General features: G+C 60.9%; 21 protein-coding genes, 1 tRNA gene and 1 pseudogene. 13 read left to right on the top strand and 10 right to left on the bottom strand.

Features of this window, described 5'->3' with window-relative positions; genetic code table 11:
- Nucleotides 1–128: 128 nt before the first annotated feature.
- A complete protein-coding gene (locus tag AC1DNK_RS07140) occupies nt 129–1,853 on the top strand; it encodes a peptidoglycan D,D-transpeptidase FtsI family protein (protein WP_112386929.1) in 1,725 nt (574 codons plus the stop codon).
- A gap of 167 nt (nt 1,854–2,020) precedes the next feature.
- Here AC1DNK_RS07140 and AC1DNK_RS07135 read toward each other — a convergent pair.
- The 3 genes and pseudogenes from AC1DNK_RS07135 to AC1DNK_RS07125 form a co-directional block, all read right to left on the bottom strand.
- Nucleotides 2,021–2,221: pseudogene (locus AC1DNK_RS07135) on the bottom strand (hypothetical protein).
- A gap of 582 nt (nt 2,222–2,803) precedes the next feature.
- A complete protein-coding gene (locus AC1DNK_RS07130) occupies nt 2,804–3,376 on the bottom strand; it encodes a Panacea domain-containing protein (protein WP_477940195.1) in 573 nt (190 codons plus the stop codon).
- A 471-nt stretch (nt 3,377–3,847) separates the two neighbouring features.
- Nucleotides 3,848–3,923, bottom strand: a tRNA-Ile gene (locus tag AC1DNK_RS07125).
- A gap of 152 nt (nt 3,924–4,075) precedes the next feature.
- On the opposite strand from AC1DNK_RS07125, the gene AC1DNK_RS07120 reads away from it, so the two are divergent.
- The 4 genes from AC1DNK_RS07120 to AC1DNK_RS07105 all read left to right on the top strand — a co-directional run bounded on the left by AC1DNK_RS07120 (nt 4,076) and on the right by AC1DNK_RS07105 (nt 6,565).
- Nucleotides 4,076–4,822, top strand: coding sequence for an SIMPL domain-containing protein (locus AC1DNK_RS07120; protein WP_477940194.1), 747 nt, complete (start codon nt 4,076–4,078; stop codon nt 4,820–4,822).
- Nucleotides 4,823–5,065: 243 nt separating this feature from the next.
- Nucleotides 5,066–5,446, top strand: a complete 381-nt coding sequence (locus AC1DNK_RS07115; RefSeq protein WP_112386932.1) for a BRA0787 family protein — start codon at nt 5,066–5,068, stop codon at nt 5,444–5,446.
- Nucleotides 5,447–5,546: 100 nt separating this feature from the next.
- On the top strand, nt 5,547–5,948 hold the full coding sequence (locus AC1DNK_RS07110; RefSeq protein ID WP_112515838.1) for a DUF4174 domain-containing protein: 402 nt from the start codon (nt 5,547–5,549) through the stop codon (nt 5,946–5,948).
- Between the two features lie 128 nt (nt 5,949–6,076).
- Entirely contained in the window at nt 6,077–6,565 is a 489-nt protein-coding gene (locus AC1DNK_RS07105; protein WP_477940193.1) for a heme-degrading domain-containing protein, read from the top strand.
- A 44-nt stretch (nt 6,566–6,609) separates the two neighbouring features.
- Here AC1DNK_RS07105 and AC1DNK_RS07100 read toward each other — a convergent pair whose 3' ends face one another.
- On the bottom strand, nt 6,610–7,869 hold the full coding sequence (locus AC1DNK_RS07100; protein ID WP_477940191.1) for an AGE family epimerase/isomerase: 1,260 nt from the start codon (nt 7,867–7,869) through the stop codon (nt 6,610–6,612).
- A gap of 172 nt (nt 7,870–8,041) precedes the next feature.
- Here AC1DNK_RS07100 and metH point away from each other — a divergent pair, with 172 nt between their 5' ends.
- The 3 genes from metH (at nt 8,042) to AC1DNK_RS07085 (ending at nt 12,610) form a co-directional block, all read left to right on the top strand.
- Nucleotides 8,042–11,815, top strand: a complete 3,774-nt coding sequence (metH, locus tag AC1DNK_RS07095) for a methionine synthase (RefSeq protein WP_477940189.1) — start codon at nt 8,042–8,044, stop codon at nt 11,813–11,815.
- A gap of 163 nt (nt 11,816–11,978) precedes the next feature.
- Complete coding sequence (locus AC1DNK_RS07090; RefSeq protein ID WP_310294549.1) at nt 11,979–12,212, top strand: type II toxin-antitoxin system Phd/YefM family antitoxin; 234 nt, start codon at nt 11,979–11,981, stop codon at nt 12,210–12,212.
- On the top strand, nt 12,209–12,610 hold the full coding sequence (locus AC1DNK_RS07085; protein ID WP_477940186.1) for a type II toxin-antitoxin system VapC family toxin: 402 nt from the start codon (nt 12,209–12,211) through the stop codon (nt 12,608–12,610). The genes AC1DNK_RS07090 and AC1DNK_RS07085 overlap by 4 nt, the downstream gene beginning before the upstream one ends.
- Nucleotides 12,611–12,624: 14 nt before the next feature.
- Here AC1DNK_RS07085 and AC1DNK_RS07080 read toward each other — a convergent pair whose 3' ends face one another.
- From AC1DNK_RS07080 to AC1DNK_RS07070, 3 genes are read right to left on the bottom strand one after another with little or no spacing between them, the layout of a single operon-like run.
- Nucleotides 12,625–13,497 (bottom strand): hypothetical protein, encoded by an 873-nt coding sequence (locus AC1DNK_RS07080; RefSeq protein WP_477940185.1) that lies wholly within the window; start codon nt 13,495–13,497, stop codon nt 12,625–12,627.
- A 51-nt stretch (nt 13,498–13,548) separates the two neighbouring features.
- Nucleotides 13,549–14,310, bottom strand: coding sequence for a GntR family transcriptional regulator (locus AC1DNK_RS07075; RefSeq protein ID WP_112515842.1), 762 nt, complete (start codon nt 14,308–14,310; stop codon nt 13,549–13,551).
- Entirely contained in the window at nt 14,307–15,191 is an 885-nt protein-coding gene (locus tag AC1DNK_RS07070; protein WP_477940184.1) for a glucosamine kinase nucleotide-binding domain-containing protein, read from the bottom strand. Before AC1DNK_RS07070 ends, AC1DNK_RS07075 begins: the two co-directional genes overlap by 4 nt.
- 532 nt (nt 15,192–15,723) lie before the next feature.
- On the opposite strand from AC1DNK_RS07070, the gene AC1DNK_RS07065 reads away from it, so the two are divergent.
- The 5 genes from AC1DNK_RS07065 to AC1DNK_RS07045 all read left to right on the top strand — a co-directional run bounded on the left by AC1DNK_RS07065 (nt 15,724) and on the right by AC1DNK_RS07045 (nt 21,064).
- A complete protein-coding gene (locus AC1DNK_RS07065; RefSeq protein ID WP_310294558.1) occupies nt 15,724–16,989 on the top strand; it encodes an ABC transporter substrate-binding protein in 1,266 nt (421 codons plus the stop codon).
- A gap of 172 nt (nt 16,990–17,161) precedes the next feature.
- Complete coding sequence (locus tag AC1DNK_RS07060; RefSeq protein WP_477940183.1) at nt 17,162–18,136, top strand: carbohydrate ABC transporter permease; 975 nt, start codon at nt 17,162–17,164, stop codon at nt 18,134–18,136.
- 10 nt (nt 18,137–18,146) lie between these two features.
- Entirely contained in the window at nt 18,147–18,989 is an 843-nt protein-coding gene (locus AC1DNK_RS07055; RefSeq protein ID WP_112386942.1) for a carbohydrate ABC transporter permease, read from the top strand.
- A complete protein-coding gene (locus AC1DNK_RS07050; RefSeq protein ID WP_477940182.1) occupies nt 18,986–20,050 on the top strand; it encodes a Gfo/Idh/MocA family protein in 1,065 nt (354 codons plus the stop codon). The genes AC1DNK_RS07055 and AC1DNK_RS07050 overlap by 4 nt, the downstream gene beginning before the upstream one ends.
- A gap of 12 nt (nt 20,051–20,062) precedes the next feature.
- Entirely contained in the window at nt 20,063–21,064 is a 1,002-nt protein-coding gene (locus AC1DNK_RS07045) for an ABC transporter ATP-binding protein (protein ID WP_477940181.1), read from the top strand.
- 420 nt (nt 21,065–21,484) lie between these two features.
- Here the strand turns inward: AC1DNK_RS07045 and AC1DNK_RS07040 are convergent, their stop codons facing one another.
- From AC1DNK_RS07040 to AC1DNK_RS07030, 3 genes are read right to left on the bottom strand one after another with little or no spacing between them, the layout of a single operon-like run.
- Complete coding sequence (locus AC1DNK_RS07040) at nt 21,485–22,546, bottom strand: ABC transporter ATP-binding protein (RefSeq protein WP_112386945.1); 1,062 nt, start codon at nt 22,544–22,546, stop codon at nt 21,485–21,487.
- 12 nt (nt 22,547–22,558) lie between these two features.
- On the bottom strand, nt 22,559–23,347 hold the full coding sequence (locus tag AC1DNK_RS07035; RefSeq protein ID WP_112386946.1) for an ABC transporter permease: 789 nt from the start codon (nt 23,345–23,347) through the stop codon (nt 22,559–22,561).
- Entirely contained in the window at nt 23,344–24,237 is an 894-nt protein-coding gene (locus AC1DNK_RS07030; RefSeq protein ID WP_112515849.1) for an ABC transporter permease, read from the bottom strand. The genes AC1DNK_RS07035 and AC1DNK_RS07030 overlap by 4 nt, the downstream gene beginning before the upstream one ends.
- Between the last annotated feature and the right edge of the window lie 19 nt (nt 24,238–24,256).

Raw genomic sequence — 24,256 nt, 5'->3', positions numbered from 1 at the left:
CGGCAGTTCGCGGCCGAAATATGACAATCCATAATCCGGATTAAGGGTCTGTTAGCCTTACCGGCGCTAGCTGGTCTCATGTGCGGAAAGAGGCGCGCCGGCTTCATCCTCCGCAATGTGCATAGCCCATGTCTATTATTCATGCCGTTACCTCCAGAAGTGGCCGGGTCGTCAGACTGACGTTCGGCTCCGGATCCCGCGCCAACAGCCGCGGGGCCAGCCATCGCCGGGACAAGCAGACGCGATCGCGTATCTTCACGCTCGCGGGTGCCCTGTTGCTCGTCTTTTCGACAATGTCGGGAAAGCTCGTCTATTACGCGATGCTGACCGACGACGAGACGTCGAGCATTCCGCCGAACGCCATCGTTGCTTCGCGCCCCGATATCGTCGATCGCAACGGACAGGTGCTGGCGACGGATGTGCGCACCGTCTCGATGTTTGCCGAGCCGATTCATGTCGTCGATGCCGACGAGGCGGTGGAAAAGCTGACGCAGGTCTTCCCTGATCTCGACCGCAAATCGCTCTACCAGAAGCTCTCCGACCGCAAATCGCACTTCACCTGGCTGCGTCGCCAACTGACGCCGAAGCAGCAGAGCGAGGTTCTGGCGCTCGGTCTGCCTGCGATCGGCTTCCGGCCGGAAGTGAAGCGCTTCTACCCGGCGGGGCGCACGGCCGCGCATATTCTGGGCTATGTCGATATCGACAACCACGGCGTTGCCGGCATGGAGAAGTATCTCGATAACCAGGGAATGTCGGACCTTGCCTCGACCGGGCTTGCCAGCGACAACAGTCTGGAGCCGGTGAAGCTGTCGATCGATATCCGCGCCCAGAATATCGTCCATGACGTCGTTTCCGACGCGCTGACCACCTATCAGAGCAAGGCGGCCGGCGCCGTCATCCTCGATATCCATACGGGTGAGGTGATCGCCATGGCCTCGGCGCCGGATTTCGATCCGAACGATCCGAAGGCGACCGGCGGCGAGGGCTGGCTGAACCGCATGAGCAACGGCACCGACGAGATGGGCTCGGTGTTCAAGACCTTCTCGATCGCAATGGCGATCGACACCGGAACGGTGAAGCTCAGCGACAGTTTCGATGCCAGCGCGCCGCTGCATTATGGCGGCTTCACCATCCATGACGACCGCGACGTGCCGCGCCGCGTGCTGTCGATCCCGGAAATCTTCCGCTACTCGTCCAACATCGGCACCGCCCGGATGATGGACAAGGTCGGCATGGATATCCAGAAAGACTACCTGACGCGCTTCGGCCTCTTGTCACGGATGCAGACGGAACTGCCTGAAGTGAAGGCGCCGAGCCAGCCGAAGGTCTGGAAGAAGATCAATTCGATCACCATCGCCTTCGGCCACGGCGTTGCGACGACGCCGATGCAGACGGCGGTCGCGGGTGCAGCGCTGATCGACGACGGCAAGCTGATCGAGCCGACCTTCTTCCCGCGCACGCAGGAAGAGGCGGAAAAGACCGAAACGCAGGTGGTCAAGAAGAGCACCAGCGACACGATCCGCTACCTGTTTCGCCTGAATGGCGAGCAGGGTACCGGCCGCGCCGCCGATGTTCCGGGTTTTCATGTGGGCGGCAAGACGGGGACGGCCAACAAGGTCATCAACGGCGTCTATTCGCACAAGCTGAGCTTCAACTCGTTCCTCGCCGCCTTCCCGATGAGCAATCCGAAATATGTCGTGCTGTCCTTCATCGACCAGCCGCTGACAGGGGTGCACAACCTGAACCTCGCCGCTGAAACGGCCGCCCCGATGGTGCACGACATCATCGCGCGGACGGCACCGCTGCTCGGCGTCGAACCGGATTTCGGGCAGAATTTGCTGGCGGGCTATTGAGGGGCTGAAGAACGGCCACGTGATCTCGTGGCAGCAGCGTGACGTCAATCGGCCGCCCGACCCCATTCTAAAGTTAATGGCAGTCGCGTTCTCAGGCAGGATTTATAGCATCCTGCCTGCGGCGCAAGGTGGGAGTGGGCGCCTGCCGCAGAAAAGTGCGGCGGGTTTCAATGCACCGAGATGTCGTCATCCTCGACGAACGAGGCGATGCCATCCCGGGCAATCGTCGCCAGAAACTCGTCAAAGGCTTCCCGATCTGTCGCAAACGGCTCGTCTTAGCGAATGAGATCCTCATTCTGCGTGACGACCTCCATCGTCCAGTCTTCCTGGCTGCCGACCTTGCGGAAGATATCGACAAGCACGGTGATATCGTTCTCGGTGAATTTGCCGGAGAGTTCGGAATGTTCGAGCTTGGGGGCTTTGGGAGGATTTGGTCATGGGGGAGATTTAGGGGATATTGGTGCGGGTGGCTAGCGCGTTGCTCCAAGCTCATGATGATCGGCGTATTCGCTGTCGACGGCAAAGCAACAAGTAAGCTAGCTTTCAGCGGCGGGGGCCGCCGCTGCAGGTGCCGGGCATCCGAAATACTTCTTTATTTTCCTAGGCGTGTGCGGGCTCGTACAAATGCCGCTTGTGATCCGGTTGAACGCGACCTGATCCATTGCTGCCTTTGGAATGAATATACCTTGCTGAACGCCGTTATCGAGCGTGTTCGCGGCTTCGAGCCGTGCCCCGCGGTACATCACCCACGAGAGGTGTCTAAGCCAATTGTGATCGTTTTGATCCAGTGTGCAGGTGCCGTCGCACAAATTGTTCGTCCAGCTAGTTATGGACACGATCAACTGGAGCCCATCCTTGCAGGGATCAGTGCACACAACATGAAGGTGCTTGATCGCGGGATTGTGGCTCGGACCTGACGAAATCAGAAGGGTGCCAGCCGCCGCAACCACTCAATTCACTCGCGCGCTCTCAAAAGCACGATCGGCTGACTTTAGCTCTGCGGAAACGGCCGCGAATTCCTCGGCATCCTGAACGCCAACGGAATGCAAAATGCGCTGAAGCGGAATCACAGTCGATCCGCCATCAGGATCTTCCCACTCAGGAACGTTCTTCGGATTATGCGTCCACTCAACTAGATCCCACTTGCCCATCTGACCGAATTCTGCCCAGACTGCATCCACGCACGCTAGATCCGCGTCACTCAGCTCGTCCAGATCGTCTGTTGTCATATTCTGGTCAGCGAGTGCGATCTTGTGGTCAGCACGATCCTGCAGAATCGCCGACCAGCCGCATTCTTCCAGATCGTACTCGCCGTTGATGTGGCTGTATGTCGTAGAATTGACCGGGCCGCGGGGCATCGATACGCGCGTTTCATCAAGTACGGGAAAGCCGTATCGGCGAATGCTCTCGCGATCGACCAGATAAACCAGTTTGACCGCCTTAAGAACATTTATCGAGTTGCTGCCCGTCTTGATGATCAGAGACGCAATCAACTGAGCAGCCTTTTTGGGGTCGTAGCTCATAGTTCCTCGGTGTCGCCACTTAGGCGACTCTCATTGTTGAGAGCGAGCTTATAGCGTTTTTCGATGAAAACACAATCACGCCGCACAGTGTGCGGTATAACCCTTAAGAAGGACATAAGGTTTGCACTAGCCTTACCGCTGTTTCGCGCAGCCATGCTCAGCCGATCTTGTTACCTTAGGAGAACAATTGGGCCGGTGTGCGAACTTGGCGCCGGTCCACCTTCAGATATGGGAGCAGCAACGACGTCAAGGGCGCGACGCCCTCATCTTATCAGCTTATCCTCGACGTCGGCGATCTCGTCGGTCAATCGACCACGGTCCTCTTCCGAGACATTCCGGGAATCTATTTCCCCCTCCAGCCGCCGATGCTGGAGAATTTTATCGGACAGGATCTTTAATCCTACCGGCCACTTGATCACCAAGAAGGAACTTCGCATCGCTGTATGCTAAGATATTGAAGTAAAATAATAATGGTGGGCCCGGAGGGACTCGAACCCCCAACCAAGCGGTTATGAGCCGCCGGCTCTAACCATTGAGCTACAGGCCCTGGCGCAGGTGTCTGCGCTGCTTTGGGGCAATGGTTCCCCGCAGCGGTTCCGCTCTAGCGTAATTCGGATGCAGCGACAAGACGTTGCCGCAATAGCTTCACAATCAAACGCCAAAGAAGGAAAAGGGGTAGCGACAACCAAGGAGTGAATCATGGCGCTGCGGAATTCCACAAAGCTTGTGCTTGGCCTTTTGATGACGGCGGCGGCCGTGTTGCCGGTGACGGCGGCGGCTCTGGCCGATGATTCAAAGCCGCGCGAGGCTGTCATCACCGTTTCGGGGGACGGGCAGTCTTCGGTGGCGCCCGATATGGCGGTCATCAATCTCTCGGTCGTCAAGCAGGCGAAGACGGCGCGCGAGGCGCTCGACGAGAACAACAAGGCAATGACAGACGTGCTTGCCGCCTTGAAGAAGGGCGGGATCGCCGAGAAGGACCTGCAGACATCAGGTTTTTCGGTGCAGCCGCAATATAACTATCCGCAGAGCAGCGACGGCCAGCCGAAGCAGCCGGAGCTGATCGGTTATCAGGTGTCGAACGGCATCACGGTGCGGGTGCGCGATCTTTCCAAGCTCGGCGCCATCATCGACCAGTCGGTGACCATGGGCATCAATCAGGGCGGCGATATCTCCTTCACCAATGACAAGCCCGAGGGCGTGATCGATGAAGCCCGCAAGGATGCTGTCGCCTCGGCGCTGAAGAAGGCGAAGACGCTGACGCAGGCGGCCGGCGTCAAGCTCGGCCGGATCATCGAAATCAGCGAAAACAGCGGCCGGCCGATGCCGCAGCCGGTCTATCGCGCCGCGATGATGAAGGAGGCCGCCGATTCCTCCGTGCCGGTTCAGGGCGGCGAAAATACCTATAATGTAACCGTCAACGTCACCTTCGCGCTTGAGCAGTAAGCGCTAACATCGCTTTCCGGTGTCAAAAAATGGCCGTTGGTATCCTGAGCGATATCAACGGCTTGTCTGTTTCCGGCAGGCGCTTGCAGAGAGCCCCGGGCATAAATCGCTTTATCACGCGACTGTTACACTATAAAATCGATCGTGTTATTCGGCCGCGCGAGGGAACCCGAGTTCTGTTTTCCGCATTGTACCCGGCCGATGAGGAGGAAATGGCTTCATCCCTGCCAAGAGGAGACAGACATGACGAATGCCTTGCCGCCACTTCACAACGGACACGCCCCGTTCACCCTTCAGGAACTCTTTCGCGAGGCGCTCTATGCCTTCGAAGAATGGGATACGGAACTCACGGAACCGATCGTGACCTTCGAAGGGAAGGTCCTGCCGATCAGCATGGTGTTCGAAGCCATGCGCGAATGCGATGACATCGTGCCGCGAAATATCGTCGGCGCCGTCACCGAACGGCTCACCAAGCCCTGGGAAGGCGAGGGGCCGCTCGACCAGATGACGTTTTCGACGGCGGCGCGCGTCATGCGCGTTCTCGTCCGCAAACGGCTTCTCGCCAATGGCGTGACCGATGTCGTCGCCATCGAGGGACGCGCAGCGCGCGAATCCTGCGAATAGCCTCAGAAGGCTCGGGATCGCTGCCACGCGGCGATCCCATCCCTGCAACGGGAACCGCTCACGCTTCCAGCCGTTGATGGTGATAGGAAGGACGGGCATCATGCTGAAATCATTCGTACGGGAAATCATGGGAACGGCGCCGCATAAACTGCCGGCGCCGCGATGCCTCAGGCAGTTCGCCGGCAAGAAACGCGTTCTCCTGGTGTTTGCCGATGCCGAGGACGACCGCGCCAGCAGGCAGGACGATCTGCTGCGCAAAGCGCATATGCGCTTCATCGAGGAGGACATCGAGGTTTTCAATGTCGCCGGTGGCGGGGTGTTTCCGCTGTTCGATGATCCGCATGATCTCGATGCCGACGAACTGCGCGAGGATCTGGATGGTCCGCAGCCGGGCGAGTTCGGGCTAATCCTGATCGACCGCGACGGCAAGGTGAAGCTGCGCGCCAGCGAGCCGATGCGGCCGGAAGAGATCATCGGGGCGCTTGCAACGATGCCGCATTGACGAGGAGCTCGTACGCGGCACCGGCGTGATGCCGCACCAACAGCTATCACTACGATTTCGCTTTACTTTTTTCCGCAGCCTGCGGATGTTCTCTTCCGATTGCTTGTTTCGGAAGAGGATTGCTTGTCATGACCATCGAGGACGATCTGGTTCGCATTGCCGAGCAGGAAAAGGTGCTGGCCTTCGACAGTTTCGACCTGACGACTGCCTGGCAGCTCGGCAAGCTCCTGCAGGAGCTGGCGACAGAGCGCGGCCTCGGCGTGGCGATCGATGTGTCGCTGCATTCCATGCCGGTGTTCTATGCGGCGCTGCCGGGCGTCACTCCTGACAACGTCCAGTGGGTGAGGCGCAAACGCAATATGGTCTTTCGCTATTCGAAGAGCAGCTATGCCTCTGGCCTGAAGCTGAAATCGGACGGCAAGACGATCGAGACCAACGGGCTTTCGAGCGCCGATTACGCCGCCCATGGCGGCAGCTTTCCGATCACTGTGAAAGGCACCGGCTGTATCGGTGCGGTGACGGTTTCGGGCCTGCCGCAGCGCGACGACCACAATCTCGCGGTCGAGGCGCTGGCGCTGATGCTCGCCAAGGACCTGGATTCGCTGCGGCTTGCCTGAGGCCGGAAAGCCATTCCCACCGGAGCGGGAATGGCAGATGCCGTTCAAATCTTGCCGCCGGCCTCGATGATGCCCTTGGTGATGCTGCCGGTGGCCGGGAAGAGCGGGATCAGGCAGGCCTGCAGGGCGTGGTAGATATCGCCCTTGCCGGGGAAGAGGCTGTGCGAGGGCACGAGGTCTTCCGTCAGTTCCTCGTGCCAGCCGCCGTTCTTGTGGTCGATGAAGCGGCGCTCGATGAGGTTCCAGACCTTGCGGTAGCTTTCCTCGTGGAAATCGCTCGGCTGATGCTCGTTGAGGAAGTGCGCCGCAGCGGCCGCTTCGCAGACCGGCCACCAGAGCTTATTGCGCTTGGCGGGCTTGTCGTCCCAGTCGACCGTATAGAAGAAGCCGCCCTTGTCGTTGTCCCAGCCGAGTGCGATCGACTGTGAGAACAGGCCGCGTGCGGCTTCCGGCATCCAGTCCTGCTTCTTGCCGCCGAGCACCCAGAGCTGCAGGATGAGGCGGCACCATTCGAGCGAATGGCCGGGCGTGGTGCCGGCAGGGCGGAACATCTCGTTCGGGTGGTAGTAATTCTTGTCGAGCTGCCAATCGGCGCCGAAATGCTCGGCAACGCGCCAGCCGACGGAACCGGCAGCGCGGCGGATGACGAGATCGGCGATGCTTTCGGCCTTGGTCAGGTATTCGCGGTCGCCGGTCGCCTCGAAGGCGGCCATCAGCGCTTCGGTCAGATGCATGTTGGAATTCTGGCCGCGGTAGTTGCCGCCATCGAGCGGCTGCCAGTCGGCGGTGAATTCCTCAGCGATGGCGCCGTGCTTGGCTTCCCAGAAGCGGGTGTTCAGTACCTCGGTGATATCGGCGATCATGCCGTCGGCGAGCGGATGGCCGATGGTCTTGGCAGAGGAGGCGGCGAGCAGCACGAAGGCGTGGCCATAGCCCTGCTTGTTGGAATCGACAGGGCCATTGTTGTCGAGGGACCAGAAGTAACCACCATTCTTGCGGTCGCGGTGGTGGTTCCAGAGATAATCCATGCCGTGGTCGACGGCATCGGATGCGCCCGGGCGGCCGAGCAGCGCGCCGAGGGTGAAGCAATGCACCGAGCGGGCGGCGATGTGGATGCTGCGCACCTGTCCTTCGGCATCCAGCGGCTTGCCCTCATCGTCGAGATCGTAGAAGCCGCCCTTCGGGTTGATGGAATTGTGCTGGAAGAAGTCGAAGAGGCCGTTTGCCTGCGCGAGAAGCCAGTTCCGGTGATAGGCCCGGTTCGTCCAATTGCCGAGGGCGGTGCCGCCAGTTGCGAGTGCCATGCTACTCCTCCGAATTCGTGCACAAAGCTTTGCGGAACGCCTATATAGGGGTCCGCCGAGTCTGTCATCCGCCGGGGCTTGCAAATGGCGGAATCGCGCTGCATATATTGACATAAAGATATCTTTATGTGATTTGATCGCCCTATTGTTAGCGACGTCAAGGAGTCCGCCCGTGTTCGACAATCTTTTTGGCCCCGATGGGGTAAAACGCGACGGCAGTGAAGTGTTTGCAGCGCTGAAGAAAGCTGCCAGCGAACGCATCCTAGTTCTCGACGGCGCCATGGGCACGCAGATCCAGGGGCTCGGCTATGATGAGGACCAATTCCGCGGCGATCGGTTCATCGGTTGCGCCTGCCACCAGAAGGGCAATAACGACCTTCTGATCCTCAGCCAGCCGGACGCGATCGAAGAGATCCATTATAAATATGCCAAGGCCGGCGCCGACATTCTCGAAACCAACACCTTCTCCTCGACCCGCATCGCGCAGGCCGATTACGAGATGGAAGGCGAGGTTTACGCGCTGAACAAGGAGGGTGCCGAGATCGTCCGTCGCGCGGCCATCCGCGCCGAACGCGAAGATGGCCGCCGCCGTTTCGTGGCCGGTGCCATCGGCCCGACCAACCGCACCGCCTCGATTTCGCCCGACGTCAACAATCCGGGCTACCGCGCGGTTTCCTTCGACGATCTGCGCATCGCCTATGGCGAACAGATCGATGGGTTGATCGACGGCGGCGCCGACATCATCCTGATCGAGACGATCTTCGATACGCTGAACGCCAAGGCGGCGATCTTTGCCTGCGAAGAGCGCTTTGAGGCCAAGGGCATTCGTCTGCCGGTGATGATCTCCGGCACGATCACCGATCTTTCTGGCCGTACGCTGTCGGGCCAGACGCCGTCGGCCTTCTGGAACTCTGTGCGGCACGCCAATCCATTCACCATCGGCCTCAACTGCGCGCTCGGCGCCAACGCGATGCGTCCGCATCTGCAGGAGCTGTCGGGCGTCGCCGACACCTTCGTCTGCGCCTATCCGAATGCCGGCCTGCCGAACGAATTCGGCCAGTATGACGAGACGCCCGAGCTGATGGGGGCGCAGATCGAGGGCTTTGCCCGCGAAGGCCTGGTCAATATCGTCGGCGGCTGCTGCGGCTCAACGCCGGAACATATCCGCGTCATTGCCGAGACCGTTGCCAAGTACAAGCCGCGGCCGATCCCGGAACATCGCCCGTTCATGTCGCTGTCGGGCCTCGAGCCCTTCGAGCTGACCAAGGACATTCCGTTCGTCAATGTCGGCGAGCGCACCAACGTCACGGGTTCCGCCAAGTTCCGCAAGCTGATCACCAATGCCGATTATACGGCGGCACTGGATGTGGCGCGCGACCAGGTGGAGAACGGCGCGCAGGTCATCGACATCAACATGGACGAAGGCCTGATCGATTCCGAGAAGGCGATGGTCGAGTTCCTTAACCTGATCGCCGCGGAGCCGGATATCGCCCGCGTGCCGGTGATGATCGATAGTTCGAAGTTCCAGATCATCGAGTCGGGCCTGAAGTGTGTCCAGGGCAAGCCGATCGTCAACTCGATCTCGCTGAAGGAAGGCGAAGAGAATTTCCTGGCGCAGGCGAAGCTGCTGCATCGCTACGGTGCTGCCGTCGTCGTCATGGCGTTCGACGAGACGGGGCAGGCCGATAGCTACGACCGCAAGGTCGAAATCTGCCGCCGCGCCTACAAGCTGCTGACGGAGGAAGCTGGTCTCTCGCCCGAGGACATCATCTTCGATCCGAACATCTTCGCTGTCGCGACCGGTATCGAAGAGCACAACAATTACGGCGTCGACTTCATCGAGGCGACACGGACGATCCGCAAGGAAATGCCGCTGGTGCATATTTCGGGCGGCGTCTCCAACCTGTCCTTCTCGTTCCGCGGCAACGAGCCGGTGCGCGAGGCGATGCATGCCGTGTTCCTCTATCACGCCATCCAGGCGGGCATGGACATGGGCATCGTCAATGCCGGTCAGCTGGCCGTCTATGACAATATCGATGCCGAGCTGCGCGAAGCCTGCGAAGACGTGGTGCTGAACCGGCGGTCTGACAGCACCGAGCGCCTGCTTGAGGTGGCCGAGAAGTTCCGGGGCGGAGCCGCGCGTGAGGGCCGCGTGCAGGATCTCTCCTGGCGTGAATGGCCGGTCGAGAAGCGTCTTGAGCATTCGCTGGTCAACGGCATTACCGAGTATATCGAGGCCGATACGGAAGAGGCGCGACTAAAGGCTGCGCGTCCGCTGTATGTCATCGAGGGCCCGCTGATGGCCGGGATGAATGTCGTCGGCGATCTCTTCGGCTCGGGCAAGATGTTCCTGCCGCAGGTGGTGAAATCCGCCCGCGTCATGAAGCAGGCCGTTGCCGTTCTGCTTCCCTTCATGGAGGAAGAGAAGCGGCTGAATGGCGGCAGCGAGCAGAAGTCTGCCGGCAAGATCCTGATGGCGACCGTCAAGGGCGACGTGCATGATATCGGCAAGAACATCGTCGGCGTCGTGCTTGCCTGCAACAATTACGAGATCATCGATCTCGGCGTCATGGTGCCGGCAACGAAGATCCTGGAGACGGCGGTGGCCGAGAAGGTCGATGTCATCGGCCTCTCCGGCCTGATCACACCGTCACTCGACGAGATGGTGCATGTGGCGGCCGAAATGGAGCGCCAGGGCTTCGAGATCCCGCTGCTGATCGGCGGCGCGACGACGAGCCGTGTGCATACCGCGGTGAAGATCCATCCGGGCTACAACAAGGGCCAGGCGATCTACGTGACAGACGCCAGCCGCGCGGTCGGCGTGGTGTCGTCGCTGTTGTCACCTGACAACCGGGACGGCTATGTCGCCGATATCCGCACCGAATATGCCAAGGTCGCGGCCGCGCATGCGCGTAGCGAAGCTGAGAAGGTGCGCCTGCCGCTGTCGCGAGCCCGTGAAAATGCTCACAAGGTCGATTGGGCCGGTTACAAGCCGACCAAGCCGAGCTTCCTGGGAACCAAGGTTTTCGAAGATTACGATCTGGCCGATATCGCCCGCTATATCGACTGGACGCCGTTCTTCCAGACCTGGGAACTGCGCGGCCGCTATCCGGCCATTCTTGAAGACGAGAAGCAGGGCGAGGCGGCGCGGGCTCTCTGGAACGATGCGCAGGCGATGCTGAAGAAGATCATCGACGAGAAATGGTTCCGGCCGCGCGCGGTGATCGGCTTCTGGCCGGCAAATGCCGTCGGCGACGATATCCGTCTCTTCACCGGCGAGGACCGCAAGCAAGAGCTCGCGACCTTCTACACGCTGCGCCAGCAGCTCTCGAAGCGGGACGGCCGTCCGAATGTAGCGCTGTCGGATTTCGTGGCACCCGAAGCAACCGGTATCGAGGAATACGTCGGCGGTTTCGTGGTGACGGCCGGTATCGAGGAAGTGGCGATCGCCGAACGCTTCGAGCGGGCGAACGACGATTACTCGTCGATCCTCGTCAAGGCGCTGGCAGACCGCTTCGCGGAAGCCTTTGCCGAGCGCATGCACGAGCAGGTTCGCCGCGAATACTGGGGCTATGCCAAGGACGAGACGCTCTCGAACGACGAGCTGATCACGGAGCAGTACGCCGGTATCCGCCCGGCGCCCGGCTATCCGGCGCAGCCCGATCATACCGAGAAGAAGACGCTGTTCGAACTGCTCGACGCCGAGAAGGCCGCCGGCGTGACGCTGACGGAAAGCTACGCGATGTGGCCGGGTTCTTCGGTATCAGGCATCTATATCGGCCACCCCGATTCCTACTATTTCGGCGTTGCCAAGGTGGAGCGCGACCAGGTGGAAGACTACGCGGCCCGCAAGGGTATGGAGGTCACCGAAGTCGAACGCTGGCTCGGCCCGGTACTGAACTATGTGCCTGCCAAGGTCAACGACGCGATCGAGGACGCGGCCTGATCGTCTGCTCAAGTTCAGAGATTGAATCAAGAAGGGCGGAAAGTGATTCCCTTTCCGCCCTTATCATTTTGAAATGATGCTGTTTTGGGCTACCACGCATCAGTGCTCTGGAAAATTGCTGCAGTTTCGCGTATCTTAGCTAAGTTAGCTAAGGAACTGTGCGATGCGCGTGACCGTCCATGCCGCGAAGACCAATCTCTCGAAACTTATCGACGCCGCCTTGTCGGGCGAAGAGGTGGTTATCGCCAAGGGCCAGAAGCCCGCGGTCAAGCTTGTGCCGATCCCGCAAAACACATTTCAGATCGGTCTGCTGAAAGGCGAGATCACCGGCGGCGGTCCGGATTTCTTCGAGCCGCTTGATGAGGCCACCCTCGCGGATTGGGAAGGCGGCAATTGACCGCTGTCCTGCTCGATACCCATGCCTGGGCCTGGTCACTGACTGGCGACGACCGGCTGAGCCGGAAGGCCATCCATGTCATCGGCCAGGCGGACGCAGTCTTCGTCTCGCCGATTTCCCTGTTTGAAATCGGTCAGAAGGTGCGGATCGGCAAATGGCCGGAGATGGAGCCCCATGTTCTGAAGCTGGCCGATATCCTCGAACGCCAGGGCGGCAGCAGTGCCTCGCTGACGCCTGAAATCTGTCTGCATGCATCGACGATGGATTGGCAGCATCGCGATCCCTTCGATCGGCTGATCGCGGCAACGGCTATGGCCGAGGGGCTTCCGCTTGTCTCCGCGGACACGGTTTTCGACGAGCTATCAGGTCACAGCCGGTGGCTGGCGCGGCTCTGGTAGGGAATGTAGCGCGGCTAGGCGCTGAGTTCCGCCAAGATCGCCGTCGTATCGTCGCTCTGCTTGAATCGGGGATAGCGCAGCCCTTCCGGGTCGATCTCCCGTTCTAATTGGCGGAGTTCTTCGATCATCGGGCGCAATCCCTTGTCGAGCGCCGTCCGGACCAGGCTTGCCGCGTCGTAGCGGGCGTAGAGCACGACGAGGTCAGCCAGGCCGTCGCTGCAGATGACGGCGTGCGCGCGGGTTTTGACCGGTAGCCGCTGATAGACAAGATGGTCGGCTGCCTCGGGAACGAGGCCGAGCGTCCAGATGCCGCCCGGAGTGTTCTGGGTTTCGCGATGCCGCCGAAGTGCGGCGAGCGTCTCGGTGTCACCGAGCGCGCCGCCGCCCTTGTTGATGCCGCCGGTGCGGGCGATGTGGCTGCGCGCGTGCTCCTGCTCGCGCGCATAGGCACCCGGTATCGCCGTGTGGAGGCTTGCCGAGCCGTCGTCTTGAAGCAGGAATACGCAGGAGTCGCCGAGACCATAGAAGTCGAAGGCCTCATCCGTCGCATGAATCATGGCGAAGGCCGAGAGCGGCCAGGCATAGCGGGGGACGCCCGGGTGGCTGTCGGTGAAGTCCTTGCGGGCGCCCTCGGATATAGCGCGGGCGATATCCGATATTGCCGTGTTGCGCGCAATGCCGCGCTGAAAACCATCCGCGAAACGTGCGGCGATCCAGGCGGCATCACTGCCATCAGCATCGATATATTGGCGATCGCCGAGACCAGTTGCGCCGTCGATGACGAAGGCGCAGGCCTCGTTGTGACCGAGGCGGTCTTCGTTTGCCTTTGCCGGATTGCCCGGGTCGGAAACCGCGTCGAGAACGGATATTCTGGGTCCTGTGATCATGATCTCAAGGAATAGCGCCAGGCGAGCGGCTCTTCAATGCGATCTGCATGACTACGAGGCGATCGTCAGCTCCGCGACGAAATCGTAGGCATCTCCGCGGTAGAGCGAGCGGGTGAATTCAACGGCGCGGCCGGAGGCGAGGTAAGAGATGCGCTCGATCGACAGGCCCGCGGCGCCGACCGCAACGCCGAGGAGGTGGGCGTCGGCTTCCTTCATGTTGGTGGCGGAGATGCGCTGAACGGCGCGAGTCGGGCGGACCTGGCGGCGTTCGAGTTCGGCGTAGAGCGAGGTGGTGACCACTGACGGATCGGGCAGGAATTCGCCTGAGACGCTGGCATTTTCGATGGCCAGCGGCTGGTCGTCGGCGATGCGCAGACGCGACAGGCGCGAGACCTTGATGTCGGTGCCGAGGCCGAGGATCATCATTTCGTCGGGCGAGGGCGTGTGGATGCCCTTGTGCAGCCATTCGGACCGCGAGGTCATACCGCGCCGCGCCATGTCTTCGGTAAACGAGGTCAATTGCGACAGGCGCTGCTCAACCTTGGAAACCGGCTTGGTGACGAAGGTTCCCGAGCCGTGACGGCGCACCAGCAGGCCATCGGCGACGAGATCGTCGATCGCCTTGCGGACGGTGACGCGGCTGACGGCGGCGAATTCGGCGATGTCACGTTCCGGGGGCAGGGCATCGCCGTGTCCCAGCGTGCCGGTGCGGACGGCCTCTTCCAGCGTGCGGCGAAGCTTGACGTAGAGTGGCCCGGTGCCGCCGGCCTGGACGCGTTCGGGCGAGAGGATGGCGGAGAGATCTTCGGTCATGCCGCCCCCCGCGTCTCGATGGCAAGGCGTTTGACGGCCAGTTCGACGGCGCCCTGCAGCACGTCGCCCTTGGGCTCGGCGAGCAGCGCGGCGTGACGCTCCGCGAGCCAGGGGCGATAGGCATTTGCCAGGCCACCCAGCAGGCAGATCGCCGGGCATTCCGGCCAGATCAGCGCATCGAGGTTTTCGCCGATCGCGGATGCGGCTTCGCTGACGATGGCTGCTGCGACTTCGTCATTGTTGTTCGCATGATCGAAGATCACTGGCGCGTAGTGCGCGAAATCCTTCGGCTTGGAGACATGGGCGAATTCGACGAGCTTTTCCGGATCGTTTCCGAACTCGGCCATGATCCTCTCGGTCAAGGCAGAGCCGGGCCGCACCTTGTCATAGGCGAGGAGTGACCTTTCCAGCAGGTCGCGGCCGAGGCGGGCGCCGCTTGCCTGGTCGCCGACGACGAAGCCCCAGCCGCCGATGCCGCTGATCGTGCCGTTGCGCCGCGCATTGTAGACGGAGCCGGTGCCGAAGGCGCCGATGACACCGTCGGAATCGCCGAGTGCGCCCTGCAGCGCGATCAAGGCATCGGTCACAACCTTGCCATCGGCAAAGGGAAGGGCCTTTTCGATACGGCTGCCGTAGTCGCCGACATTGGCGCCTGCCACGCCGACGACGGCGGAGACGCTGGAAACGGTTTCAGGATGCAATGCGGCATCGCGCAATGCTTCTTTCGCGGCGAGAATGATGTTTTCCAGGGATCCCTGGAGATTGGACAGGATATTGGCGGGGCCTGCGGTGCCGCGGCCCAGAATCTTGCCGCTCCGGTCTGCGACCGCGGCGCGGCAGCTTGACCCGCCGCCATCAATGCCGATTGCCAGTTCCGTCATCGGACCCCCGGATAACGCTGTTCCCGTCGTTTTTTATTACCATACCAAAAAAATACCATTTACCAAGCAAAATTGGCTTTGAAATTTCATATTTCTATCATGTYGATATTTAATGATAAAAATTTTTTATGAAAATTCGGACCGTCAAAAGTTAAATTCGGCTGGACAATTGGTATTTTTTTGGCCTTAATTCTGAAAAAGGGAACAGCAAACAGGGGCAAATTTACACCGGCGCCAAAACCAAATGCCGGGACGCTCCTGAAGGTGATTGGGTTTGACGCGGAACTGCCCGTTCAGGCAATCCGCCAGTCCGTCATCATCAGCTTTTTCCTCATGAAAACACCGCGCCCCGCTTGTGTATGGGAGGGTGCAATCCGGCCCAGAGGTTTGAAGCCTTCATGCCGGTTCGAGCTTAAGGGACCGCCAGCCCTGGCGATCCTCCAAAGGGGCGTTGGGTGTTTCCTCAGACACTCCGATTGCTTGTTTCAGAACCAAAGACGCGCCTGATGGCGCTTAAAAACAGGAGAGGGAAATGAAAAACACTGCTCTGAAAAGCTTCCTGCTGGCGTCGAGCCTGCTGACGTCGGCCGGTTTTGCCTATGGCGCCGACGTGACGCTGACGGTCGAAAGCTGGCGTAACGACGACCTGCAGATCTGGCAGGAAAAGATCATCCCGGCTTTCGAAGCCAAGAACCCGGGCATCAAGATCGTCTTCTCGCCGACCGCTCCGACTGAATACAATGCTTCGCTGAACGCCAAGCTCGATGCTGGTTCCGCTGGCGACATCATCACCTGCCGTCCGTTCGACGCTTCGCTCGAGCTCTTCAACAAGAAGCAGCTGGCCGACCTGACGAGCCTGCCGGGCATGGAGAACTTCACGCCGGTCGCCAAGGCTGCCTGGTCCACCGACGACGGCAAGTCGAGCTTCTGCGTGCCGATGGCCTCTGTCATCCACGGCTTCATCTACAACAAGGATGCCTTCGACAAGCTGGGCATCGCCATTCCGAAGACGGAAGACGAGTTCTTCGCAGCCCTCGACAAGATCAAGGCCGACGGCACCTATATCCCGCTCGCCATGGGCACGAAGGATCTCTGGGAAGCCGCAACCATGGGCTACCAGAACATCGGTCCGAACTACTGGAAGGGTGAAGACGGCCGCGCCGCTCTGATCTCCGGCAAGCAGAAGCTGACGGATGCCGACTGGGTCAAGCCTTACGAAGAGCTTGCCAAGTGGAAGCCTTACCTCGGCGACGGTTTCGAGGCGCAGACCTACTCGGACAGCCAGAACCTCTTCACGCTCGGCCGCGCAGCGATCTATCCTGCCGGTTCGTGGGAAATCGCGCTGTTCAACACGCAGGCACAGTTCAAGATGGGCGCATTCCCGCCGCCGGTTCCGAAGGCTGGCGACCAGGGCTACATCTCGGATCATCCGGATATCGGCGTTGCCCTGAACGCGAAGAGCGCGCATGCCGAAGAAGCCAAGAAGTTCCTGTCATGGGTTGCTTCGAGCGAATTCGCCGACATCTACGCGAACTCGCTGCCGGGCTTCTTCAGCCTGAACTCCAACCCGGTGAAGATGAGCGATCCGCTGGCTCAGGAATTCGTTTCCTGGCGCGGCCCGTACAAGTCGACCGTCCGCTCGACCTACCAGATCCTGTCGCGCGGCACCCCGAACCTCGAAAACGAGACCTGGGTTGAATCGGCCAACGTCATCAATGGCACCGACACGCCTGCCGTTGCCGGCGAGAAGCTCCAGAAGGGCCTCGACAGCTGGTACAAGCCGGGCGCTGCCAAGTAAGTGCTATAGCCTAAAGACGGGTGGCAACTCTGTTGCCACCCTCATTCCTGTGCCGCCTTAGGGCTTTGCCCACGGGACGTCACAGGGATCCAACCACGCGAAGTCTTTCGCGTGGAAGGAGTCTCCGGCGCCGCAGACGCGGCGCCACTGGATTCCTGTGACAAGCACAGGAATGAGGGAGACGTTGACCTCGGAGCGAAGTGTGACCGACATTCCATCTGTAGAACCCAAACCGATCAAGCGCCCCATACGCTGGCATATCGGCGTCTTTCTCTTTCCGGCATTCGTCGTCTATTCGGCGATCATGATCCTGCCGCTGATCGAAACGCTCAGGCTTTCGTTCTACAATCTCGTCGATGGTCAGCCGGCCTTCGTTGGGCTGGCGAATTACAAGGTGCTGTTCGGAGATGCGCGCTGGGCGCGGGATTTCTGGAACGCGCTGGTCAACAACCTGATCTTCTTTGTCATTCACATGTGCGTGCAGAACCCGATCGGCATTGCGCTGGCAGCCCTGCTGTCGACGCCGCGGCTGCGGTTCGTGGCCTTCTACCGCACCGCCATGTTCCTGCCGACGCTGCTGTCCTTCGTTATCGTCGGCTTCATCTGGAAGCTGATCCTGTCGCCGATCTGGGGGGTAGCGCCTTGGCTGATGGGCCTTGTCGGGTTGAAGGGGCTTTTCGCGCCCTGGCTCGGCCAGTCCGGTCCGGCGCTGATTGCCGTGTCGCTGATTTCCAACTGGCAATATATCGGCATACCGATGATGCTGATCTATGCGGCGCTGCTGTCTATCCCCGAAGAGGTGATCGAAGCTGCCGAATGCGACGGCATTACCGGCTGGGCGCAGTTCTGGAAGATCAAGCTGCCGCTGATCCTGCCTGCCATCGGTATCATTTCGATCCTGACCTTCGTCGGCAATTTCAACGCCTTCGACCTTGTCTATACCGTGCAGGGCGCTCTCGCGGGGCCCGACATGTCGACCGATATTCTCGGCACGCTGCTCTACCGAACCTTCTTCGGTTTCCAGCTGCAGCTCGGCGACCGCTCGATGGGGGCGACGATCGCCACCGTGATGTTCGTCATCATTCTCGCCGGCGTCTCCTTCTATCTCTTTGCCATCCAGCGGCGCATGCGCCGGTACCAGTTCTGAGGAGCGCGACATGTCCAATAAAGCACGCACGTCTCCTCTGCGCACCGGGCTCGTCCACCTGGCGCTCCTCGGCTACACGCTGATCGCCATCTTCCCGGTGTTCCTGACGATCATCAACTCGTTCAAGGATCGCAACGCGATCTTCCGCTCGCCGCTGCAGATTCCGACGCCATCGACCTTCAGTCTGGTCGGCTATCAGACCGTGCTGGGGCAGGGCGATTTCGCGCTCTACTTCCAGAACAGCTTCATCGTCACCGTGGTGGCGATCTTCCTGGTGCTGCTGTTCGGCGCCATGGCGGCTTTCGCGCTGTCGGAATACCGTTTCAGGGGCAATACGCTCGTCGGCCTCTACATGGCGATTGGCATCATGATCCCGATCCGCCTCGGCACGGTTGCCATCCTGCAGGGCATGGTCGCTGCCGGTCTCGTCAACACGCTGACGGCGCTCGTTCTCGTCTATACGGCGCAAGGCATTCCGCTCGCGATCTTCATTCTCTCTGAGTTCATGCGCACTGTCTCTGACGATCTGAAGAATGCCGGGCGCATCGACGGCCTCTCGGAATACGCCATCTTCTTCCGCCTGGTGCTGCCGCTGGTGCGGCCTGCGATGGCGACGGTTGCCGTCTTCACCATGATCCCGATCTGGAACGACCTCTGGTTCCCGCTGATCCTGGCGCCGGCGGAAGCCACCAAGACCGTGACGCTCGGTTCGCAGATATTTATCGGCCAGTTCGTCACCAACTGGAACGCGGTTCTGGCGGCGCTGTCGCTGGCGATCCTGCCGATCCTCGTTCTCTACGTCATCTTCTCGCGGCAGCTGATCCGCGGCATTACTTCCGGAGCAGTGAAATGACCAGTTCACAGAAGCCCGTCCGCGTCCTCGTTGCCGGTCTCGGCAACATGGGCCGCAGCCATGCGCTCGCCTATCACAACAACCCCGGCTATGAGATCGTCGGCCTCGTCAACCGCTCGGCACCGAAGCTCGATCCGGCTTTGTCGGGCTACAAGATCCATCCGGATTTCTATGCGGCGCTTGCCGAGCTGAAGCCCGATCTCTGCGCCGTCTGCACCTATTCCGACAGCCATGCCGATTACGCCGTCGCCGCCTTCGAGGCTGGCTGCGACGTCTTCGTCGAAAAGCCGCTGGCGACCACCGTTGCCGATGCCGAGCGCGTCGTGGCGGCTGCCAAGAAGTCCGGGCGCAAGCTTGTCATCGGCTACATCCTTCGCCATCACCCGTCCTGGATCAAGCTGATCGAAGAGGCGCGCAAGCTCGGCGGCCCCTATGTGTTCCGCATGAACCTCAATCAGCAGTCCAGCGGCCCGACCTGGGAAACCCACAAGTCGCTGATGCAGACGACATCGCCGATCGTCGATTGCGGCGTGCATTATGTCGATGTCATGTGCCAGATCACCGACGCCAAGCCGGTCGAAGTGCGCGGCATGGGTCTGCGCCTCTCTAATGAGATCGCGCCTGACATGTACAACTACGGCCAGCTGCAGGTGCTGTTCGAAGACGGTTCGGTCGGCTGGTACGAAGCGGGCTGGGGTCCGATGATTTCCGAGACGGCCTTCTTCGTGAAGGACGTGATGTCGCCGAACGGCGCGGTCTCGATCGTCATGGATCCGAACGCGAAGTCCGATGATATCGACACGCATACGAAGACATCGGTCATCCGCCTGCATACCGCGGAGACCGGTCCTACCGGCAAGTTCATCACGCCGGATCAGGACATGACGATGGCGGGTGAGCCCGGTCATCAGGAACTCTGCGATTTCGAGCAGGCCTTCATGCTGAAGGCCATCCGCGAGGATATCGACCTCAACAGGCATATGGGCGATGCAGTGGCTTCGCTGCGCATCTGCCTTGCCGCCGACGAGAGCGTACGCACCGGCCATCCGGTCAAACTGTAAGGAATTCGACCCTTGGGATCGCTTCAACTGAAATCCATCCGCAAGACCTACGGCACGCACGAAGTGCTGAAGGGCATCGACCTCGAGGTCAAGGACGGCGAGTTCGTCATCTTCGTCGGCCCGTCCGGTTGCGGGAAATCGACGCTGCTGCGCAGCATTGCCGGTCTGGAGGATGTCACATCTGGCTCGGTGCTGATCAACGGCCGCGACGAGACGCTGACGCCGCCTGCCAAGCGCGGCATCGCCATGGTCTTCCAGTCCTACGCGCTCTATCCGCACCTGACCGTCAAGGACAATATGGGCCTCGGCCTGAAGCAGGCGGGCAAGCCAAAGGACGAGATCGAGAAGCGGGTGACGGAGGCCTCCGGCATGCTGTCGCTGGCGCCCTATCTCGCCCGCCGCCCGGCGGAACTCTCCGGCGGCCAGCGCCAGCGCGTTGCCATCGGCCGTGCGATCGTGCGCGAACCTGAACTCTTCCTGTTCGACGAACCGCTGTCGAACCTCGATGCCGCCTTGCGCGTCCAGACGCGTCTGGAGATCGCCAAGCTGCACCGTCAGCTGAAGGCGACGATGATCTACGTCACCCACGACCAGGTCGAGGCGATGACGCTGGCCGACAAGATCGTCGTCCTGAATGCCGGCGCCATCGAGCAGGTCGGTTCGCCGATGGAACTCTATAACAGGCCGGCCAATGTCTTCGTTGCCGGCTTCATCGGCTCGCCCATGATGAACTTCATCGCCGCGGACAAGCTCGGTGACACGGAAGCCAAGACCATCGGCGTGCGTCCCGAGCATCTGACGCTGTCGCGCGACAGCGGCACCTGGACGGCGAAGATCGTCCATGTCGAGCATCTCGGCGCCGATACGATCGTCTATCTGGACTCCGATCAATGCGGGCTGCTGACGGCGCGACTTTTCGGCGAGCATCAGTATGCGCCTGACGAGATCGTCTATGCGACACCGGATCGGGGGCATATGCACCGGTTTGATGGGAATGATCAGGCGATACGGTAGGGTGTGACGGGGTGAGGGCGGCGGCCGCGAGTTCAAGATGCGGCGGCTTTTGGGGAGGGTACTCCCTCATCCCTGTGCTTGTCACAGGGATCCAGCCGCCGCGCGTCCGCGCGGTGAAGTGAGTCTTTCCGGCCCAAGGACTTGGGCCGGCTGGATTCCTGTGACGAGCACAGGAATGAGGGCGGCATGTGATGTCGCTACCTCAAACAATTAAGCCTTCTGCGCGATCCACTCCGCCGCCTCCCAGATGCCGGCTGCCGTTTCGACGCCATCATCCTTCGATCCAGAATACTCGGTCCTTACGCCATGGGTGTCAGCTATTCAGGGGCGATTTGTGATGCCTGCCCCGCGCCATTGTAAAAACCGCAGAAAAAAGGCGCCGCTGAGAGCGGCGCCTGGCAGGAGGTTATGCTTGTCCGGTCAGTCGCGGATGACGAGAAGATCCGCCGCCATGAAGCGCAGCGTGACGCTTTCGCCCGACTGGGGCGGGGTGACGCCCGGGTTGTTGAACATGTCGAAGGAAATGATGTTGCCGCCGACATTCATGCGGGTGCGGATGACCGAGCCCAGGAAGTGGGCCGAGACGACTTCGCCGGTCAGCGCCGTGTCGCTCTTGACGCCTTCGGCCAGCGATCCGGCTTCCGGGCGCAGTGCCAGCTGTACGGTATCGCCAGCCTTGTAGGTCTGCACCGACTGCTTCAGCGTCACGCCCTGATCGCCGATCTGGATGCGGTTGGCGGCGGGGTCGACGACCTTGGCTTCGATCAGGTTCAGCGTGCCGACGAAGGAGGCGACGAAGCGGGTCGACGGCGTGTTGTAGATCTCGAAAGGCGTGCCGATCTGGTCGGCCTTGCCGGCGTTCATGACTACGATGCGGTCGGAGATCGACAGCGCCTCTTCCTGGTCATGGGTGACGAAGACGGTGGTGATGCCGAGCTGGCGCTGGATGGCGCGGATTTCTTCGCGCAGCGATACGCGGATCTTGGCGTCGAGAGCCGAGAGCGGTTCGTCGAGAAGCAGGACCTGCGGCTTGACGGCAAGCGCGCGGGCGAGCGCCACGCGCTGCTGCTGGCCGCCGGACATCTGGTAGGGGTAGCGTTCCGCCAGGTGGTCGAGGCGGATCAGGCCGAGCATTTCCTTGACGCGCGCGTCGATCTCGGCCTTCGGCTTGCCGGCAACCTTCATGCCGAAGGCGACGTTGTCGTGCACCGTCATGTTCGGGAACAGCGCGTAGGCCTGGAACACCATGCCGATATTGCGCTGGTTCGGCTTCAGCGGGCTCTGGTCCTTGCCGTTGATCGTCAGCGAGCCGCCGGTCGGCGTTTCGAAACCGGCGATCATGCGCAGGATGGTGGTCTTGCCACAGCCCGATGGGCCGAGGAAGGAGACGAATTCTCCCTTCTCGATATTCATGTTGAAGTTCTTGACGACCTGAACCTGGCCGAAGGACTTCTGAATGTTGGTCAGCGTGAGAAATGACATGAGACGGATACCTTAAGCCTTGGCCGGACGGGCTTTGCCGAAGCGGGAGACGAGATTGAGCAAGCCCATGCTGAGCCAGGTGATGGAGAAGGCGATCACGGCGAGCGCCGACGGCTCATAGGCCTTGTTGGCGCCGACGAGCTGCAGGTAGGGACCGAAGGCCGGACGGTTCAGCAAGGCGGCGAAGGTGAATTCGCCCATGACGATCGCCAGCGTGATGAAGGCGCCCGAGAGCACGCCGCTCATGACGTTCGGGAAGATGCACTTGAACATGATCGTCGGCCACTTGGCGCCAAGGCTTTCGGCGGCTTCCGTCAGCGTCCGCACATCGATGGCGCGCATCGCCGTATCGACAGAGCGGTACATGTAAGGCAGCGACAGCGTGATGTAGGCGAAGACCAGCAGCACGTTGGTCCCCATGGTCGAGCCGGTCAGCGGCAGGATCGACGACGAATTGTACAGGCGCAGATAGCCGAAGACGATGACGATCGCCGGGATGACCAGCGGCAGCAGCGTGATGAACTCGATGATCTGGCGCATCTGCGGTACGCGCAGGCGAACCCAATAGGCCGTCGGCACAACGAGCAGCATGCCGAAGATGATGGTCATCAGCGCCATCAGCATCGAATAGCCGAAGGTCTGCTGGAACTGGGCATCGGAGAAGACCGACTTGTAGGCATCGAAGCTGTAGCCGTCGCGGCGCATGCGCAGCGAGAACTCGAGCGTGCCGAGAAGCGGAACGATGAAGTAGGTCGCACCAATGATGATGGCGAACCAGGCGCCGATACGAGAACCCTTCATTTCTGCCACCGTTCAGCGCGCATGCGCAGCATGAGGTAAAGAACGTTCGACACACCGGTGATGACGATCATGCCGAGCGCGATCGCGTAGCCGAGGTTGGCGTTGTGCAGCACGTCGCCGCGGATCTGCGCGTAGAGCAGGATCGGCACGATGTTGAGCGAGGAGCCGGTCAGCGCGTAGGCTGTGGCGATGGCGCCGAAGGCGTTGGCGAATAAGAGCAGCGTGGTGCCGAGCAGGCTCGGCCACAGGATCGGCAGGGCGACCATCGTCCAGTACTGGCGATTGGTGGCGCCGAGAATTTCGGAGGCCTCGCGCCATTCCTTCTTCATGCCGTCGAGGGCCGGCGTCAGGATCAGCACCATCAGCGGGATCTGGAAATACATGTAGGTGATGGTCAGGCCGAAGAAGGACAGCAGGTTGAAGCCCGTGCCGTATAGATTGAAGCCGAACCAGTCACGCAGGAAGATGGTGACAAGGCCGGTGCGGCCGAGCGTCGCCAGGAACGAGAAGGCGAGCGGGATGCCGGCGAAATTGGAGGCAACGCCCGAGAAGGTCAGCAGCGTGCCGCGCACCCAGGAGGGCAGGCCGCCGAGCACCACGGCCCAGGCAAGGAAGAAACCGATGAGCGCGCCGCCGAGAGCCGAGGCCACGGAAACCCGGATACTGATCCAGTAGGCGTTCATGATCGAGGGCGTGAAGAGATCCGAGATGTTCTTCAGCGTGAACTGGCCATCCGGAGTGAAAAAGGCGCCGATGACCAGATAGAGCGTCGGGATGATCAAAAACAGCAGCGCGAAGATGATGAAGGGCGCAATGCCGAGCCAATCCACCACGCGATCGCGGTTGAAGAATGGGGCAGTGCTTGCCACAGGCGCAGTCACAGTGCTCATGGAAGCTATCCGGGGGCGT

The organism is Rhizobium sp. 01N424 (genome assembly GCF_056399485.1).
Note: the sequence above shows the minus strand (reverse complement) of the source record. Positions and strands in the feature narration are given on the sequence as shown.

Bases quoted from the DNA above. Each gene is read 5' to 3' on its own strand.
- AC1DNK_RS07140 (WP_112386929.1), top strand. From the start codon at position 129: ATGTCTATTATTCATGCCGTTACCTCCAGAAGTGGCCGGGTCGTCAGA.
- AC1DNK_RS07130 (WP_477940195.1), bottom strand. From the start codon at position 3,376: ATGAGCTACGACCCCAAAAAGGCTGCTCAGTTGATTGCGTCTCTGATC.
- AC1DNK_RS07120 (WP_477940194.1), top strand. From the start codon at position 4,076: ATGGCGCTGCGGAATTCCACAAAGCTTGTGCTTGGCCTTTTGATGACG.
- AC1DNK_RS07115 (WP_112386932.1), top strand. From the start codon at position 5,066: ATGACGAATGCCTTGCCGCCACTTCACAACGGACACGCCCCGTTCACC.
- AC1DNK_RS07110 (WP_112515838.1), top strand. From the start codon at position 5,547: ATGCTGAAATCATTCGTACGGGAAATCATGGGAACGGCGCCGCATAAA.
- AC1DNK_RS07105 (WP_477940193.1), top strand. From the start codon at position 6,077: ATGACCATCGAGGACGATCTGGTTCGCATTGCCGAGCAGGAAAAGGTG.
- AC1DNK_RS07100 (WP_477940191.1), bottom strand. From the start codon at position 7,869: ATGGCACTCGCAACTGGCGGCACCGCCCTCGGCAATTGGACGAACCGG.
- AC1DNK_RS07090 (WP_310294549.1), top strand. From the start codon at position 11,979: ATGCGCGTGACCGTCCATGCCGCGAAGACCAATCTCTCGAAACTTATC.
- AC1DNK_RS07080 (WP_477940185.1), bottom strand. From the start codon at position 13,497: ATGATCACAGGACCCAGAATATCCGTTCTCGACGCGGTTTCCGACCCG.
- AC1DNK_RS07075 (WP_112515842.1), bottom strand. From the start codon at position 14,310: ATGACCGAAGATCTCTCCGCCATCCTCTCGCCCGAACGCGTCCAGGCC.
- AC1DNK_RS07070 (WP_477940184.1), bottom strand. From the start codon at position 15,191: ATGACGGAACTGGCAATCGGCATTGATGGCGGCGGGTCAAGCTGCCGC.
- AC1DNK_RS07065 (WP_310294558.1), top strand. From the start codon at position 15,724: ATGAAAAACACTGCTCTGAAAAGCTTCCTGCTGGCGTCGAGCCTGCTG.
- AC1DNK_RS07060 (WP_477940183.1), top strand. From the start codon at position 17,162: ATGAGGGAGACGTTGACCTCGGAGCGAAGTGTGACCGACATTCCATCT.
- AC1DNK_RS07055 (WP_112386942.1), top strand. From the start codon at position 18,147: ATGTCCAATAAAGCACGCACGTCTCCTCTGCGCACCGGGCTCGTCCAC.
- AC1DNK_RS07050 (WP_477940182.1), top strand. From the start codon at position 18,986: ATGACCAGTTCACAGAAGCCCGTCCGCGTCCTCGTTGCCGGTCTCGGC.
- AC1DNK_RS07040 (WP_112386945.1), bottom strand. From the start codon at position 22,546: ATGTCATTTCTCACGCTGACCAACATTCAGAAGTCCTTCGGCCAGGTT.
- AC1DNK_RS07035 (WP_112386946.1), bottom strand. From the start codon at position 23,347: ATGAAGGGTTCTCGTATCGGCGCCTGGTTCGCCATCATCATTGGTGCG.
- AC1DNK_RS07030 (WP_112515849.1), bottom strand. From the start codon at position 24,237: ATGAGCACTGTGACTGCGCCTGTGGCAAGCACTGCCCCATTCTTCAAC.